Here is a 16,561-nt window from a genome sequence, read left to right as displayed (position 1 = left end):
TCACCGGGTTGAGCGGTTCTTCCTTCTTCGTAACGGTGGTGAACCTGTGGCAACGGTGGAGCGTCCCGATGCGCCGCGGCTGACGGTGGTAGGCGCGGGCGAGCAGCCTGCCGGGGCGCAAGGGCTTTGGTCCATGGCGACCGACGGGTCAGCCGCCATCGCCATTGGGGGCTTGTTCGCTGGGACCTTCTTGACAGAGATGGGCAAGTCGGTGATGACCGGCGAGAAACCCGGTCGTTTCTGGTTTGTAGTGGCCGTCGTGGGTGGTCTGGCTGTCATGGGGCTCGGCTTTTGGTTGCGGCATCGGGCCCGGATGGGGCTACGAGTGGGGATCATCGTTAATGCCGTAGATGCCCACCGTGGGTACGCGCGCGCTGAACAGCGAAATCAGCATGCGGAGCGGTTCAGCCATGGTTCGGCGGCGGTGACGCTGAAGGCGCAGATCGAGCTTTCGACAGACCCCACACGTAATCGTGAGCTGGTTGACCTACTTGCGGAGGAGACGCTTCGCGCAACGATGATCGCCGAACGGCTCGCCCCCGAAGCGGCGCATGTCAACCTCATCCCCACCATGCCTCTGCACGTGGCGTTCTGGCTAGGCGCTCGGCTCGGACACACACACGCCCAGCATGTCGCCGTGCACGAGCTTCGCCAGGACACCGGATCGCCGGCGTTCTTCGCCGCGACATTGCTTCGGACGCTGGATGGGACTGCCGCTCCGCTCACGGTGAAACGCCCGGAGGTGTTCGATGACGGTGACGCGACGAAGGTCGCGATCGCCTTGGACCTGCAGAACCGTGGCGACCAGTTCCGCGACGCGGTCGTGAAAGCCTGCCGAGAACACGGCATCGGCTGGCTGCTGTTGCTCCGTAACGAGAATCGGCTGCTCAAGCAGGATTTGAAGACCTTCAACGGAGTGGTGTCCCAAACATGCAACGTGTGGGACACTGCGGCGTTGCCCGCGGCGGCGAGGACCGGTCAGCATGCAATCTTCCTGAGCGGGCCGGTGGCGATTGCGGTGGCCCTCGGTGCCCGGCTCGCGGCGCCGGCTCCAGGGCAGTGGACGGCTTACACCTTCAATCCCATTGCGAGCGTGTACGAGGCGTTTCCAGTTCACCCGAACGGCTGACTCGGCATTCCACCGGTGCGTCCGAGGTCAACGACTCGCCCTACCGACGCGGCAAAGTTGTCGTACCCCTGCCGTACCGTCTCACCGGCGCTCGACGACAACGGATCGAGACCACCTACAGCGTCGTAGGAACTGGCCGTGACCACCCCTCGGCGGCCGTACCAGGCGCACTCGCCCGCCCATGAAAACGGAGAACACATGGCCACGTTGGCCACCCACTTCAAGACGGCACTGAGCAACATCGAGCCGAGCGATGACGCCGAGAACGCCCAGGCAGCGCACGCCGAGGTCACCAAGGTGTTGGAAGCTGACGATCTGCTTGTGAAGCTCGGGGTCGATCCTATTTTGATCGGCTCCTACGGTCGCCAGGTGTCGATCCGCCGAGTCAAGGACGTCGACGTCTTCGTCCGGCTGAGCAAGGCCGGCAAAGACCTCCGTCCCGGGAGAATCCTCGACCACGTCGCAGCTGTCCTTGAAGAATCCTTCCCCGGCCGCGTCACACGACAGCACCGGTCCGTGATGATCGACTTCCCCGACGACGACCTGTCCGTCGATGTCGTCATCGCCCGGCCCTGCGGGGATCACTGGGAAATCCCGCAGAAGATCGAGGATGACGGGAACGCTCGGTGGGTCGAGACGAACCCCACCAAGATGGCCGAGCTGACGACTCAGGCCAACAAGGACTACCTGCTCTACGACGGTGATCCCGGTAGCGGGGTCTATGTGCCCATGGTCAAGCTGATCCGCCAGATCCGCCGAACCTGGGTGGACGACCAGCCCGGCGGCTACTTCTTCGAGGTCCTCGCCTACCACGCTTTCAGCAACCTGGAGCCGAACGAGACGTCGTACGCCAAGTACCTGACCGTCGTCCTCCGTGAGATCGCCGACCTGCTCATCGACGTCGCAGATGAGGGTCTCGACGACCCGACGCTTGATGGGAAGACAATCAAGACCAAAGCCACCCCGGAGCAGTTGGCCGCCGCCGCGGCCCGCATTGACGAGGCAGCGACGTTGGCCGAGGCGGCCCTGGGAGCCAACGACTGCCTGGCAGCGGTGAAATGGCGTGAGCTGCTCGGCACCACCAAGAACACCACGACCGAGGAGCAGGTGTTTCCGCTCCCGGAGTACTGCAATGCCGACGGCACCAAGAAGAAGACGACCGCGGTGACGCAAGGGGCTTCCACCGTGCCGGCGGGGAGCGGCCGCTACGCATGACCAGCTCCTGGCAGAGTGACTTCGTCGCTGAAGCCGACTCCTGGCGTGCCCGCCTCGGCGAACTCGGTTTCAGCGACGACGGTGATCGGCTTCGTGGCGATCTGCCGTGGCGACACCCCGTACGCGGCCTCGTCCATGCCCGCATCGAGGTGGAGCTAACCGCGAGATTCCCCTTCACCGCACCAGACGTGCGGGTCCTCGATTCCGGCACATCGATGCAGCTGACGTTTCACATCGACCGGCCCGCCTCACTCGGCGTGGACGGCAACCTGTGCCTCTGGGATGCCGCCACACAGCCAGTGGAATTCGCACCGTGGCGTGAGCCGCAGGCCTTCCTGGACCGGGTGCGGGGCTGGCTCGAACAGACGGCCGTGCGATGGCCGGACGACGATGTCTGCGACCTCGAGCGGTACCTGCTCAGGGACGTCAATACTCTCGTGCTGTACGACGCTGATCGGCTCGCCGGAAAGGCGGGGCTGTTCAAGACGGCACCTGGCCCTACACCACGAACGATCGAAGTGACCGAGAAACGCCGACCGGGCGTCATCGCGCCACGAGGGCCTCAGCAGCTACATTCCAAAGATCGCGGACTGGCGTGGGTCGACGATCTCGGTGAGGTCCAGTCGCCGCCGCGGGAATGGGCCGACGTTGAGCATGCCCTGAAGCGAACCGGTGAGGTGGCTCGCCTGATTGCGCTCGGTGCCGTCGGCTATCTGCTGCTGCGGTACTCCCGCAACGGCCATGCCGCGGTCCTGGCCGTAGCCGTGCAGCGAGGAGTGCCGACCCCGACGATCAGAGCCTGCGAAAGCGCCGACACGAGCATGGCCACCCGCTCTATGCGCGCAGGCGAGACCGCCGCGGAACTGGCCGATGTCCGGATCGCCGTCGTCGGTGTCGGCGCGCTGGGGTCTTTCGCTGCCGACATCCTGTTCCGCTCTGGGGTTCGTCGCTTGACACTGATTGACGGCGAGCGGCTGCGTCCTGGCAACGTGGTGCGCCATCTCGCCGGCAGTGACGATGTCGGGAATTACAAGGTCATGGCGGTCATGAGCCGTCTCGCAGCGACAGGATTCGACGTCGGGAAAGTGAAACTGCAGAATCAGGACCTCGCCGATCTCGGAGAGGCCGTCGAACTCGTCAAGACGAACAACGTCGTTCTCGACGCCACCGCCCACGCCCGGGCCAGCAGCCTGCTGGCAACCGCCGCCAACATCACCGGGGCAGGCACCGGGCACACGGTCATCTCAGCCTGCGTACAACGCGAAGGCGACATCATCAGAGCCGACCGCTTCCCGCTGCGCCACGGCGAACAGCACCTACCGGCGCTCATCAGCGATCCCATTGGCGCCGGAATGCGGGAGGCCGGGTGCGGCGAACCCGTCTCGCGGACCCCGCCAGCAGCGGTCATCGCCGCAGCCGACCTAGCCTGCCGGATGGTCATCGACCAGGCGACCCGCCAGTGCACATTGCCGGCAAGCATGGCCGACATCCGCCAGCCCCAGACTGAACCGCCTTTCGACCAGCTCGGCCTTCTGACACCAACTCCGGTCGCCTATCGGACGGATCGGTGAGAGCCCCGAACCCTGATGTTGTCCGAGTGCTGATCCACTCCGATGCGCGGCAGACGATCAAGACCGCAGCCGCACGTGCCTTCCCCTTGGAAGCGGGCGGGTTACTCCTCGGCTGGTGGGACAACGACATGGTCGTGGTACGCGCCGCCATCGAGGTCGTAGATCCGGCTGCCACCGGCACATCATGGATACGGCATGAAGGCCTCGCCCAGCGGGCTCTCGATCAGGCCGTAGCCAAGTTCGGCCACCCCTGGCTGGGTTACATCGGAGACTGGCACAGCCATCCAGCGGCGTGTGACGCAAGCCAGCAGGACCGCCAGTCCATACGCATCGCCTCACTGGCCTATGCACAACCGCTGGTGCTCATCGTGCACCGCCGCGACGGCATCATCGACATTCATGCGGCTCGTCACGGACGGCCCCAAACTGTTTCCGCCGAGTCCATCTGAGGCTCGAGCGAGGTCGAAGGGACTTCGATGATTCATTGGGCGTCCGCAACACAGGACCCTACTTAGCCACGCCGAGTGAGTTTCCGGAGGCGTGGAGGTCCCATCCCAGGGTGAGGCGTAGCGCGGCGGCGGTCGCGAAGTCTCCTCCGGATTCGAGGGCGGCACACTGGCAGGTCCGAAGGAGCATCGCGTGCCGGGCGAACGGCGAGGCTTCGAGCTTGGAGGCGACCTCGCCGAACAAGGCGGCCGCCTCGAGGGGAGACTCAGCCAGTCGCTCTTCCGCCTGCTGGAGCCGTTCGGTCTCGCCCAAGTGGGCAATCGGGCCTCGAAGCACAGCATCCGGGGCGACCGGCGGAATGCCGTTGAGCCGCCGCTCGATCGCCGCGAGCTCCGTCGTCGGCATATGCCGGGTCGTGGCGCGGCCCCTCGGACGACTCGGACCGGATGTGCGCGATTTGCACCGCCGGGGTCAGCAGGCCTCGGTCCTCGAAGAGGATCGGGCTCGCACACCCGGGATGCGCGCAGTGAGCCGCCGTGCCAAAGAGGAGCTTCAGCGTTCGCTGGGTGTAACTGGGTGAAACCGGCCGATTCTAGCGGGTAAACGCACCGTTCGCGCAGTTGGAGTGGAGCGCCCTTCGGTGGGAGTGCCGTGTGTCAACCGGCGGGTTGGTGTTGGGTGCATAGGGCCTGTCCCGCTGTGAGGAGTGCGTCCACGTGTCGATGACTGCGGCGGTGACCTCTACCGAAGTTTGCGCCCGCTCGTGGGGCTTTAATCGACCAGTGGTCGACAGTCGAGGGCTCCCGATCTGCGGCGCTGGCGGTGGATCAGTGCTGCTGTTGACGATGATCGACCTAGGTCATGTACGGGTGATACGTACAGTTTGTCTTGTTCGCTGGATCATCCGAGGTTTTCATGACTACGTAGAGGAACTAGTCGATTACTGATTAGCCTGTCCGGCATGGTTCTGGCGCGAATGGCTCTGACCAACTATCGGGGCTTCGCCAGCAGGCAGTCCATCGAACTGCGGCCGATCACCGTGGTCCTCGGTCGCAACAACGCAGGCAAGAGCGCCCTCGTGCGTGCTCCCGTCATCCTTGCCGGGGGTATCAGCACGGATTCGCAGGAACCGGTGGACATCGACATGATCAATGAGGATCTGCTCGAGTCTTTCGCAGATCTGATCCACGGTGGGCCGGTCGGTGATCCTCATATCGGCGTTGATGTCGCGGTTCAGGCGAATGGACTGGTTCGGCTGGTGGCTACCGTCCGCCACCTACCGCAGCAGCATCGCGAGGTCGTCGAGTCGCTGGAGCTGTTCGATGCCGGGACGTCCCGGGGCCGGCTGGAACGGATCTCCGGCATTCCGGAGACCGGCCGCTTCCCGGTTTACCAGGTACAACTCGACGAGCAGATTCTGCAGTCGGCCGTGGAGTTCCACGGACTGCTTCCGCACCTCCTCATCAACGCGCCGGATGCGGGTAAAGCCCTGATGGATGTGGGTCGGCGTCTCCGTGGGAATTACCCGGTCATTCGCTATCTAGGCCCCTTCCGTGACCGTCCGCACCGCCGTTATCGCCTTCCGGGCCGGACTCGGACCGAGGTCGGCGCCACCGGCGAGTACGCCGCCTCAATCTTGGCCGGTGACCGGGCCTGGGACAGTGGACGACTGATCCGTCAGGTGAACGAAGCACTGGCCGGACACCTGCCGGGATGGCGGGTCGACGCCGTGGACCGGCTCGGTACGTGGGCAATCGTGCTCACCTCCACGACCGACCCGTCGGTTCGGGTCAACCTGGCCGACACTGGCACCGGCGTCGCCCAGATGTTGCCAATCTTCGTGCAGCGCGCGATCGACCGGGTGCGACCGGGGCAGCGTCCGGTGCTGGAGATCGTCGAACAGCCCGAGCTCCACCTGCATCCCGCCGCGCACGCAATGCTCGCCGACATGTACATGGCGGCCGTCCGGGACACCTCGACCCGGTTTCTGATCGAGACGCACAGCGAAACCTTCCTCCTGCGGCTGCGCCGACGGATCGCTGAGGGCAGATTCGGTGCGGATCCGACGACCGTGGCGGTCTACTTCGTTGATCGCGCGGACGGTAGCTCGGTCGTCCGGCAGATCCACGTCGATGCTGACGGCAACGTCGACTACTGGCCCGAAGGCGTGTTCACCGAGGACTACGACGAGACGCGAGCCCTTGTGCGGGCGCAGCGGGAAAGGAGGGCAGACGATGCGGGTAGAGATTGATCCTGAAGTCTTCCGCGCGCACGACATCCGTAAGCCGGAGGTTCAGGCGGTATTTCGGCTGCTCGAGACTTTCGACGTCGGCCGCCACGACTGGGTCATCGATCCTTTTGACGTCGATGACTTCGCTGCCTTCTTGCCATCGCATTTCCCCTCCCTGGCGGAGAGCTATGCGGCGATGGCGCGGCTGGCTTCGAAGCGTGAGGCGGCGTGGACCGGTAACGACCAGCATGTGTCGATCGTGGTGGACACCGACAACCTGGTGGATCTCGCCGCCGATCTGAGCCAGTCGGCCGTCGTGGTCGTAGAGGACCTGCCCTCCGATGGCGATCGTTTCCTCGGGACCCTGATCGAGGTCTTCGGTCCGGAGCGGCTGCGTCAGGCGTACCGCGAGGGATGGTTTGAAGTAGTGCACAGCGGCGGTACGGGCCGCATGCCGGATGTCGCGGCTGCGGCGGTTAGGCGTTTCCTAAGACTGATTCGGGTCGTGGCGTTTCTGGACAGCGACCGGCTGACGATGGACGCCCCCGGCAACGCCGACAAGGTGGAGAAGCTCGCCGGGTATGGCGCGCATGTGCACCTGTTGGCTTGGCGGGAGGCAGAGAACTACGTCCCCGATGCGGTGCTGCGTAAATGTGTCAGTCGTGCGGCTGCCGCACGGACGCTGCATGCTCTCCACCAGCTCCGCCCCCATCAGCGCGCCGTCTACGACATGAAGCACGGTTTTCGCGAGGGCGTGCCACCAGCTCAGCGCGACGTGTTTGCAGACCTGGACGAGGCGGTGTTGGAAGTCCTGCGTGACGGGTTCGGCCGCAACGTCCTCGTCAGGCTCTCGGATCTGCGCAGCGAGCTGGCGGCGGCGGACTTCGAGGCGGTTGACAGGGGCGCCGCTGCCGACCTGCGGGCTCTCCTGGAAGCCATCGACCGACTCGTCTGACCCATCCTCGGAAGGGACTTCGTCATGCCGAACAAGCCGCTGTCCGCCCGCGCACGCCGCGCGCTGGTCGCCCTTGTGCTTCACCCCGATGCCACCACCAACCGCCTTGTGCACGACCAGTTCGGTTTCAAGATCGAGTCGGCGGAGCGCGGCGAGCTGGAGAATCGGGAACTGATCACGTGCAGTCGCGGGGCTCATAACGCCTTCGTCCACCAACTGACCGATGCTGGTCTGCGGCAGTGCCGTTCGGAGCTGACAGCGGCGCCACCCGAAGGCACCAAACCGGCCGACCGCCTGTTATTCGTCACGTGGCAGCTTCTCGCCCCGACATTACCTGACTCACTACCCCGGCTCCGGTCCTTCTTGGGCATCGCGCCGCCTCCCCTGTCGGAACGGATCCTCGCCGTGTATGAGCAGTTGGTGAACCGGCCGGGTGGGCCTGTCGGACTCGAGAAGCTCCGCGAACACCTCGATGCCGACCGCGAGGAGGTCGATTCCACACTCCTCGAGATGGACGGGCGCAGGGAGATCCACCTCGAGCCCGATCCCGACCGCGGCGGATTGACGGCCGCGGCGCGGCATGCAGCGGTTGACCTGGCCGGCCGACCGATGCACCTGCTGCGGGTGCACGTCCGATGAGGGCTGACGAGCGGCACGCGCTGGAAGCGGTCTCCTTCAACTGGGCCCCGACGCCAGCCCGCGTGTGGCAACCACCCGAGGCGCATGTCCACGGACTCAACGAGCACGTGTACCGGCTCATCAGCGGCGCTTTCCGCGAGGCTGGCAAGGTGAACGAGGAGAACCCTCTGGGCATAGTCGTCGAGGGGGAACCCGGCTCCGGAAAGACCCATCTATTGTCCTGGACCCGCCAGCATGTCCAAGAGCAGGGCGGATACTTTTTGCTCGCCGGCCTGACGCGTGACCGGGAGTTCTGGCCGGACATCGTGCACACGTTCATCCAGGACCTGACTCGCAGCAACGAGCCCGGATCTGCCACCCAGCTGCGTCTGATGCTGGACCGCCTGGCCGACCTGGCCGGCATCGACGTGGAGACCCGCAACCGGGCGACCGGCCGAATCCCGCTCACCCCACTGGCGGTAAACAAGTTCGAGCAGGCCGTCCGGAGACTGCTGCCCGGATCAGGCCGAGCCCTCGCGACCGTTCTGCGGGCAATGACGATGTTGGCATCCGACGACGCCGACCTGCGCGACATCGGTGAGGGATACCTGCGGTCTCGCCTCGACGACGCCACCGAGGATTGGAAGACCTGGCGACTACCGGTCCGAACCGTGGAACCGCGCGAGACCGCGGAACTGATGTCTCAGGTTCTCGCGCTAACCGGTCCGGCAGTCCTCGCTTTCGATCAGATTGACACAATTTTTGCGCAGTCCCGCCTGTCCGCCGGCGACGACACCGTGCTGACGTCGCTGGCCGACTCGCTGGGCTCCGGGCTGATGGATGTCCGGCAGGTGTTGCGACGTACCGTCCTGCTTGTCGCTTGCCTGGGCCGCTCTTGGGATCTAATTCAAGAGAATGCCGTGGGCTCGGTGCCCGATAGATTCCGGCGTGAAATCCAACTCGACAGGCTGCCCACCGCCGACGTCGCCCGACGTCTGGTCGCACGCCGTCTCGAGGCGGTCTACACGCGCACTGGCTTCAGCCCCGACCATGCCACCTGGCCGGTGCCAAAGACGGCCTTCGTCGGCGCGCCGGATCTCACCCCACGGATGCTGTTGCAAAGGGTCGACTGGTACATCCGGGCCTGTCTGCGAGCCGGTGCCATCCTTCCCGTGGCCGACCTGCGGGACGTCACCGAGGATGCTCGGACCGTGGCGGCTCCGATATCTAATTCCGAGATGAGTGCTTTCGACGAGCGCTTGGCGGTGTTAGTCAGTGAGTTGTCGGTTGAGTCCGCACTTTCTCCCGACACCGAAGACGTCGAGATGCCGCCCCTGCTAACAGCGGGTCTGCAGGCCTGGGTGTTCGAAACGGGCACCCAGAACGAATACGTAGTCCAGTCCGGTGCTGGCAACACCCCCGTCTTCCACGCGATGCTGCGGCACTTCCTCGACGCCGATACCGACGACCAGGAACACTGGTCTATCCGGAGCATCGCGAAGGAGCACCACCGTGCGGTGATCGCCCGGATTGAACGCCTGAAGCAGGCCGCCGCTCTAGACCCTCGGGTGGCGAAGCGGTCCGCTGTCATCCTCCGCCCGGCTAACAGGCGCTGGTCGACCGGCCCAGTCACGACACAGGCTTGGCAGGGATTCGAGGCTGCGGGTGGCCGGATCATCACGCCGTCTCGCGAAGAGCTCACCATATTCGCGGCCTTACGGGTCATGCTCGAGACTCCCAGCAGCGCACTGACGGCTTGGCTCATGGCGCGGCGCCCGGTCGGCGGCACGACGCTTATGGGCCAGATCCTGGGCGAGGCGCCGGTCGATCGCGGCGGCCCACGGCCACAGGATGGCCCAGACCCGCCCGGCGACGAGCCGACCCTCGAAGGCAGCGCCGTACCTCTGGGCATCGCGGAAGACGGATCACCGGTAAGCGTGAGTCTGGAGTCGCTGCGCAAGCACGTTGCGATCTTCGCCGGTTCGGGATCGGGCAAGACGGTGCTGCTTCGGCGGCTGATCGAGCAGTGTGCCCTACGGGGCGTATCGAGCATTGTTCTTGATCCGAACAACGACCTCGCCCGGCTTGGCGACCCGTGGCCGCAGCCGCCCGTGGGGTGGGGGCCAGGTGACGCCAAGCTTGCCTCGGCGTATCTGAATCACACCGAAGTCGTCGTGTGGACACCGCGCCGCCAGGCGGGTCGGCCACTCGTCCTGCAGCCACTGCCCGACCTAACCACGGTCCTCGACGATCCGGACGACTTCGCCATCGGCCTCGACATAGCAGTCGCCGCCCTGGCGCCCAGAGCGCGACTCACCGGTAACACCCCCCGCACTGACCGCGGACGGGCCATTCTGCGCGAGGCGCTATCGTATTTCGCACACTGCGGCGGTGGCTCGCTGGCCGAATTCATCGACATGCTGGCTGATCTGCCCGACGACGTGGCCTCGCTGGACCGTTCGGTCGACATCGCCGGCGACATGGCGCAGACGCTCACTGCCGCTCGAATCAACGATCCGCTCTTCGGCGGGGCGGGCACACCGCTCGACCCGGGCGTGCTTCTGACCGCGTCACCCGGCCGCCGTGCCCGGATTTCGGTTATCAGTCTGATTGGCCTAAGCACCGAGGAACAACGGCAGAGTTTCGTGAATCAGCTTCAGATGGGATTATTGACCTGGATCAAGGCTCATCCGGCGAACGGCCGTCCACTCAGCGGGCTGCTGGTGATGGATGAGGCACAAACGATCGCGCCCTCCGGAGCCACCACGGCGGCCACCGAGAGCACCCTCGCGCTTGCTAGTCAGGCGCGCAAGTACGGCCTTGGGCTGGTCTTCGCCACCCAAGCGCCACGGGGAATTCACAACCGGATCGTCGGCAACGCGGCAACCCAGTTCTACGGTCTGATCAAGGCAACGGCGCAAATCGCCGCGGTGCGACAGCTCGCCCCAAGGCCGTTCCAGTGAGCCGATTGACGTGTCCGGCCTGGCGCCCGGAGCCTTCTACCTGTCCGATGAGAACGCCGCATTCCGCAGGATCTCCGTACCGATGAGTCTCAGTCACCATCCGCCGAGCGCGCTGAGCGCAGAGGAGGTGCTTGCCCGCGCCCGTCGCTGATCAGTCCTGCGGCTCCGAGACTTTCTCGGCTCGCCGAGATCCGAGATCACACCTCCCTGGCCTACGAATTATGCAGGGAATACCGGCGTCGCTGCTCCTGGCGGCCGCGCGCTAAGTAAGTGTTGTAAGGCTGCTGGTAGGGCGTCGAGGATAGCGACCTGGTCGCAGGCGATGTTGGCGCGCGTGCCGCGTATGGAGATCGCCTCGATCGATGTGCCGGCGTCGAGGAGTTTCGTGAGCGTGCGGGCTTTCTGCTCGTTGACGTATGCGGCGAGGTGAGGTTCGGTCGCGTCGTACACCGCTACCGCTTTGGGGTCGTGCGTGTTGTCCGGCTCCCGGATGAGGCGTACCGGCTCACCGGGGTGGAAGTTGCCTGCGCGGCAGGCTTCTTGGTGGTATGCCTCGCCCCGGAGCTGTGAAATGTAGATGCCTGCCCGTGGGAGTCGACGGTCTGATGGGCCGACGAGCAGCCCCGTGGCGTTCTTGCACAGCCGCATAACGTACTCGCTCCCGGTGTCCCGGTATCGGATAAGCCGCAGCGGTGGCAGGCTGTCGGGGCTGACGAACCGGTCGGCGTCACCGTCGCGCGGTACGTACCAGCCTTCTGTCGATACATCGCCGTCAGCTGCCGGAGCCGCGATGGCTTCGGGAATGGGGCGCACCGTCTTCGTGGTGGTCGCGGTACCGGTTTAGGGAGCGCCTCGTCCGAGGAGCCTGTCGATGAGACCCATCGGCACAGACTGCCAGTGATGAGGGTCGGGCTCCAGGGGAAGACCCCTACTCTGCTGTCCAACCCGATCGAGTGATATCGACGCTCGTCGGTTGCCGTGCGTTGATCGTCTCGTTGTGCAAGGTGAAGGCTTCTCTGATCTGGAGGGCCCTTACCGAGAGCCGAGGTGCGGATCATGTCCGATACCGATGCGATCGTTCAAGACCAGGTGACGGGGCTGTACGGGTTCCGGCTGGAGATGGGCCGGGGTCGTGACGGGACCCGGATGCAGGTCCGCAGGAACGGGTTCGCTACCGAGAAGTTGGCGTTGACCGAGTATCGCCGGTTGTGCCGGCAGCGGGACGCCCGCCATCCGGTGCCGCGACTGACCGACACGGTGCAAAGTATCTGTGACGGTTGGGTGCTGGCCCGGGAGCAGGAGCTCGAGCCCAATACCGTCTACAACTACCGGTGGCTGCTGGGCCTGATCTACCCGCACGTCGGTGGTGTGCGGGCCTCGCGGCTGAGTGCCCGGATGGTCGAGCGTGCCTACCGTGACCTGGAGACTGCCGGCTACTCTCGGACCACCTTGCGGACGCTGAACCCGGTGCTGGTGAAGGCGTTCGTCGAGCAGACCGGCCGCAACCTCAACGTGCGCAAGCCCCGCGAAAGCGACGAGGAGCGGCGGGTGTGGACGCTCGCCGAAGCGCGCCGGTTCTCCGCCTACGTCAGCGAGGACCGGTTGTACCCGATGTGGCGGCTGCTGCTCGTGACCGGCCTACGCCGCGGCGAACTCTGCGGGTTGCGGTGTGGTGATCTCGAGCTGGAGCGCGGGACGCTGACCGTGCGCAGGCAGATCGTGGTCGAGGATCCGGGCAGCCGGCTGCGGGTGAAGCCACCGAAATCGCACAACGGCCTGCGTGCGTTGAGGCTGGACCCGGTCACCAGCGAGCGGCTCGCCGAATGGGCGGCGGGGCCGACGTCGCGGTACCTGTTCACCGGCCGGACCCGTGAGCCGATGCGGCCGGACAACCTCACCGACCGGTTCAACGACCTCGCCGTCGCCGCCGGCGTCCGCCCACTCGGGCCGCACCAGGTCCGGCATCTGATCGCGTCGAACCTGCTCGACGCCGGGTACGGCATCCACGAGGTCGCCGAACGACTCGGCCACGACGCCGCGACCCTCATGCGCTACTACACCCGCGTCAACGCGACCCGACGCGTGCAAGCCGCCCATGAGATCGCCGATCTGGTGGCACCACCGCCCCCACTCCTCGCCGCCTGAACGAATGCGACACGGTGCCATCGGTTTTCGTATGGCGAGATATTCACGGCGTGTACGGAAATCGAGGGTGCGGCCCGGAAGCAACTCTTTGATAAGTAGGATCGTTGCCCGCCGGTGCATTCCGAGTCGAGAGAGGGAGGGGATCTGCCGTGGAAGGGCGAGGCCGAGTAAAGGGGTCTAGTGGTCAACTATTTAGCACGCCGCTCGGCGGCCCGAACCAGATGACAGCAGGGCATCGGGGCGCACCGTAAATCCGTAAGAAATCGCCGCTCAGTGAAGCTTCTCTGCATAACCGCAGGTAGGCTAGCTGGTGTGGAGCCCAGTAGGGGCTTCTGGTGGCGACACCTTAACTCGCCCTGGTATGCTTATCGGCGACCTGGGAAAACGTTATCGAGCACGTCGCTGGGCCTTTCCTGGGGGTCAAGGGGTCGCAGGTTCAAATCCTGTCAGCCCGACCGATCTGACCAGGGGATATGCCGATAGTGGCATATCCCCTGCGATCATTCGAGGGCAATGTTGTCGCCTCGCTGTCGCAGACCTGCACGGATCTTACACCGGCTCAGGCCGCGCGGGCGTCGGCGGCGTCCAGGGCCGCGCAGGTGGCATTCACTCCGTCGTCGGCGGCGTCCCGGGTGAGATGGCCGTACAGATCCACCGTGGTGGCCACGTTCTTGTGCCGCAGGTCGTGCACCCGGACGGCCGGCAGCCCGGCGTCGGCGGTGAGCCGGCGCAGATGGTCGAGCACGTACTGCGGGCGTAGGGGTTGCCCGTCGGGCCGGGCGAACACCAGGTCGAGGTCGTCGTAGTCGCGGGCAGCGAGTTGCTGGCGGCGCTGGCGGCGGCGTTGCCGTTGCAGTGCCGCGAAGGCCCGGTCGGACAACGCGACCCAGGCCTGACTGCCCTTGGTCTTGGGCGCGTTGAACATGCTGCGGCTGTTGTCGACGCTGACCAGCGTCCATCGCACGAACAGCGCCCGCGCCTCCAGGTCCACATCGGCCCAGTGCAGGCCGAGGGTCTCGCCTTTGCGCATCCCGGTGCAGATCATCAGCTCGAACAGATCCGCCAGCGGGTCGTCGACGGTGCGGCACTGCCGCAGGAACGCACTGGCCTGGTTGGTGCTCCAGCAGGTGAGCTCGGGCCGCGGCGGTCGGGGGATCTTGGCGAAGCGGGCGGCGTTGTGGGGGAGCCGGTGGTTGCGGCGGGCGTCGTTGAGCGCGCTCGACAGGGCCGTGATGCAGCGGCGCAGGGTGACCGGGCCGCGGCCGGCGGTGAGTTCGCGGGCGATGAATTGGGCGACGTGTTCGTGGGTGAGCCGTTCCAGGGCTATGGCGCCGAACGCGGGGATGAGGTCGTTGTGGAGGTAGGCGGTGTAGCGGTTGATGGTGTTCGGTTTGAGGGTCGGGGACTTGGTCTCGAGCCAGCGGGTGAGGTAGTCGGCCACTGTTTCGCTGTCGTCGAGGCTTACGCCGGCGCGTTCGCACTCGAGCACGTGGGCGCGGGCTTGCGAGGCTGCTGCCTTGGTGGCGAAGCCGGTACGGCGCATGGTGCGGCGTTTGTCCAGGCTGGGCAGGTCGACGGCGAAACCCCAGCCGCCGTGCCGGGCCTTGGAAAGCTTCGGGCAGCGGGGGCCGAACAGCTTGTCGGAACTGTCGCGGCAGGCGCAGCAGCGGTAGACCCGGCCCCGGTTCGGATTCTGTCGCATGACGTCCTCCTGAAGTAGAGGTGAGCTTCTGTCACCTCTACCGGTGCCCGTTCGGTTGCGACAACATCGCGACAGCCCTGTATGTCATCCCAGCGTGTGACGCTGATACTTGTCGCTCCATCAAGGGAGGTGGACCTCCAATGCCATATCACCTCGGCAGGTGGGCCGCGCGAATGCTCGTAACGGCGCGGCTGCGTGGTCGACCGATGCCTGCTGAGCATGCGGTTTGTCGCCTACGCCGTTGATTGGAAGGGTGCGACGTGAAGTCGAGCCGACAAGTGATCATCGGGCTCCCTGGCCGATCGCCGTGTTCCAGGATCGGCGCCCCCACCATCGTCCTGCAGATTGTTGGCTGACATGGCCGGTAGACGCCAACAATTGGCCTGTCTGTTCAGCGCCGGAATGGCCAAATCGAACGTGTGCGGTTCCTGCCCAACACCTGTCGAACAAGTGCTTTGGGGATGTCGTGGCGGTTACGACCATAATGGATCTCGGCGTATACCTCTTCTGGCGTGTACCTCGGGAACTCGGCGGCAACTTGACGGATGTATCGGACTTTAGGGTCTTCGTCATTGCCAGGATCCGGTTGCGGGCGGCGCCGCACTGATCGTCGAATACGTCGTCCGGATCTGTCGGAGTAGACCACGCGAGACCTCCTGGCTCCGTCGATGGTTCGACGCTAGAAAACTCAGAGTCGCGGGTCCATGACTGATAGTGCGCATTCGTGACCGTCGAATGGCAGGTTCATGCCTCGCCCTACGCTATCGGCTGCCGTCTGATCGTCTGCGGTGCAACTCCAAGGGAGGTGCGGGGTAACAGTGACCGTTCATGTCGCGGTCCTGGACCCCCTGCCGGCGTACCGGCACGGGGTTGCGGCGATACTGTCGGGCATCGGCCTGATGGTTGAGCAGCCGACTGACGCGATCGAATGGGTGAACATCCGTCCGGACGGGATGATTCTGCTCACGCTGCATTCGGCTGAAGATTTAGATCTTCTTACCTTGCTTTGCCGGATAAGGCCGCGGCCGCTTGTAATCGCACTGCCATCCGAGGAATTACCCTCGACGGGAGTGCAAGCGGTACGCGCTGGCGCGCGTTCGGTGGTGGCGCGTGCCGCGACAGTGCCGGTTCTGCAACGCGCAGTGTCCGCGACTCTCAACGGCGAGGCGATCATGCCGGCCGTCGTGGCCGATCTGTTAGTGGGCGGCCGAGGCGACCGGCCACCGCGCCGCTCCGCCCCTTCGGACCGACAGATTTCCTGGCTACGCCGACTCTCCGCCGGTTGGACTGTAGTCCGTCTAGCCTCCGAGGCCGGATACTCCGAGCGGGCGATGTACCGGTTGCTTCAAACGCTGTACCAGCAGCTCGGAGTCCGTACCCGCCTGGAGGCAATCATGGTCGCGCAGGAGGAGGGCTGGTTCGAGGGCACATCTAGCGGACACGATCCAGTCAGCGCGATCTAGTACGGCAGCCGCCGTTCGTGAGGTGACCTCGGATCCCGCGGGAACGAGGACGGCCACCGCATGATCGTCTGTGCGTTGTGGACACAACATCAGACCTTGCGGTGGCCGAGAGCCACAGCGTAG

13 protein-coding genes are annotated in these 16,561 nt (G+C 65.3%); 10 read left to right on the top strand and 3 right to left on the bottom strand.

The window, feature by feature from the left end; all coding sequences use genetic code 11:
• The first annotated feature begins 46 nt into the window (after positions 1–46).
• From LPA41_RS11985 to LPA41_RS11970, 4 genes are all read left to right on the top strand, one after another.
• Positions 47–1,129 carry an SAVED domain-containing protein gene (locus tag LPA41_RS11985; RefSeq protein ID WP_229070200.1) on the top strand — a complete coding sequence of 361 codons (1,083 nt, stop codon included), beginning with the start codon at positions 47–49 and terminating at the stop codon, positions 1,127–1,129.
• A 198-nt stretch (positions 1,130–1,327) separates the two neighbouring features.
• Complete coding sequence (locus tag LPA41_RS11980; protein ID WP_229070199.1) at positions 1,328–2,344, top strand: nucleotidyltransferase; 1,017 nt, start codon at positions 1,328–1,330, stop codon at positions 2,342–2,344.
• A complete protein-coding gene (locus tag LPA41_RS11975) occupies positions 2,341–3,915 on the top strand; it encodes a ThiF family adenylyltransferase (protein ID WP_229070198.1) in 1,575 nt (524 codons plus the stop codon). The genes LPA41_RS11980 and LPA41_RS11975 overlap by 4 nt, the downstream gene beginning before the upstream one ends.
• A 26-nt stretch (positions 3,916–3,941) precedes the next feature.
• Positions 3,942–4,364: a Mov34/MPN/PAD-1 family protein gene (locus tag LPA41_RS11970; protein ID WP_229070197.1), complete on the top strand. Its 423-nt coding sequence runs from the start codon at positions 3,942–3,944 to the stop codon at positions 4,362–4,364.
• A 58-nt stretch (positions 4,365–4,422) separates the two neighbouring features.
• On the opposite strand, the gene LPA41_RS11965 is transcribed toward LPA41_RS11970, so the two are convergent.
• Positions 4,423–4,767, bottom strand: a complete 345-nt coding sequence (locus LPA41_RS11965; protein ID WP_229070196.1) for a hypothetical protein — start codon at positions 4,765–4,767, stop codon at positions 4,423–4,425.
• Between the two features lie 556 nt (positions 4,768–5,323).
• Between LPA41_RS11965 and LPA41_RS11960 the strand changes: the two genes are divergently transcribed.
• The 4 genes from LPA41_RS11960 to LPA41_RS11945 are packed head-to-tail and all read left to right on the top strand — an operon-like array spanning position 5,324 to position 11,128.
• Positions 5,324–6,613 (top strand): DUF3696 domain-containing protein, encoded by a 1,290-nt coding sequence (locus LPA41_RS11960; RefSeq protein ID WP_229070195.1) that lies wholly within the window; start codon positions 5,324–5,326, stop codon positions 6,611–6,613.
• Positions 6,597–7,547, top strand: coding sequence for a hypothetical protein (locus tag LPA41_RS11955; RefSeq protein WP_229070194.1), 951 nt, complete (start codon positions 6,597–6,599; stop codon positions 7,545–7,547). The genes LPA41_RS11960 and LPA41_RS11955 overlap by 17 nt, the downstream gene beginning before the upstream one ends.
• 24 nt (positions 7,548–7,571) lie before the next feature.
• Positions 7,572–8,186: a hypothetical protein gene (locus LPA41_RS11950; RefSeq protein WP_229070193.1), complete on the top strand. Its 615-nt coding sequence runs from the start codon at positions 7,572–7,574 to the stop codon at positions 8,184–8,186.
• The gene (locus LPA41_RS11945; RefSeq protein WP_229070192.1) at positions 8,183–11,128 is read left to right on the top strand and encodes a helicase HerA domain-containing protein; all 2,946 of its coding nucleotides are present in this window, start codon (positions 8,183–8,185) and stop codon (positions 11,126–11,128) included. Before LPA41_RS11950 ends, LPA41_RS11945 begins: the two co-directional genes overlap by 4 nt.
• A gap of 219 nt (positions 11,129–11,347) precedes the next feature.
• Here the strand turns inward: LPA41_RS11945 and LPA41_RS11940 are convergent, their stop codons facing one another.
• A complete protein-coding gene (locus LPA41_RS11940; protein WP_229070191.1) occupies positions 11,348–11,941 on the bottom strand; it encodes an HIRAN domain-containing protein in 594 nt (197 codons plus the stop codon).
• 243 nt (positions 11,942–12,184) lie between these two features.
• Between LPA41_RS11940 and LPA41_RS11935 the strand changes: the two genes are divergently transcribed.
• A complete protein-coding gene (locus LPA41_RS11935; protein ID WP_229070190.1) occupies positions 12,185–13,273 on the top strand; it encodes a site-specific integrase in 1,089 nt (362 codons plus the stop codon).
• A gap of 559 nt (positions 13,274–13,832) precedes the next feature.
• Here LPA41_RS11935 and xerC read toward each other — a convergent pair.
• Positions 13,833–14,975 (bottom strand): tyrosine recombinase XerC, encoded by a 1,143-nt coding sequence (gene xerC, locus LPA41_RS11930; protein ID WP_229070189.1) that lies wholly within the window; start codon positions 14,973–14,975, stop codon positions 13,833–13,835.
• A gap of 818 nt (positions 14,976–15,793) precedes the next feature.
• Here xerC and LPA41_RS11925 point away from each other — a divergent pair.
• A complete protein-coding gene (locus tag LPA41_RS11925; RefSeq protein ID WP_229070188.1) occupies positions 15,794–16,438 on the top strand; it encodes a DNA-binding response regulator in 645 nt (214 codons plus the stop codon).
• The last annotated feature ends 123 nt before the right edge of the window (positions 16,439–16,561 follow it).

This window comes from Actinoplanes sp. DH11 (genome assembly GCF_020873875.1).
Taxonomy (GTDB): Bacteria; Actinomycetota; Actinomycetes; order Mycobacteriales; family Micromonosporaceae; genus Actinoplanes.
Note: the sequence above shows the minus strand (reverse complement) of the source record. Positions and strands in the feature narration are given on the sequence as shown.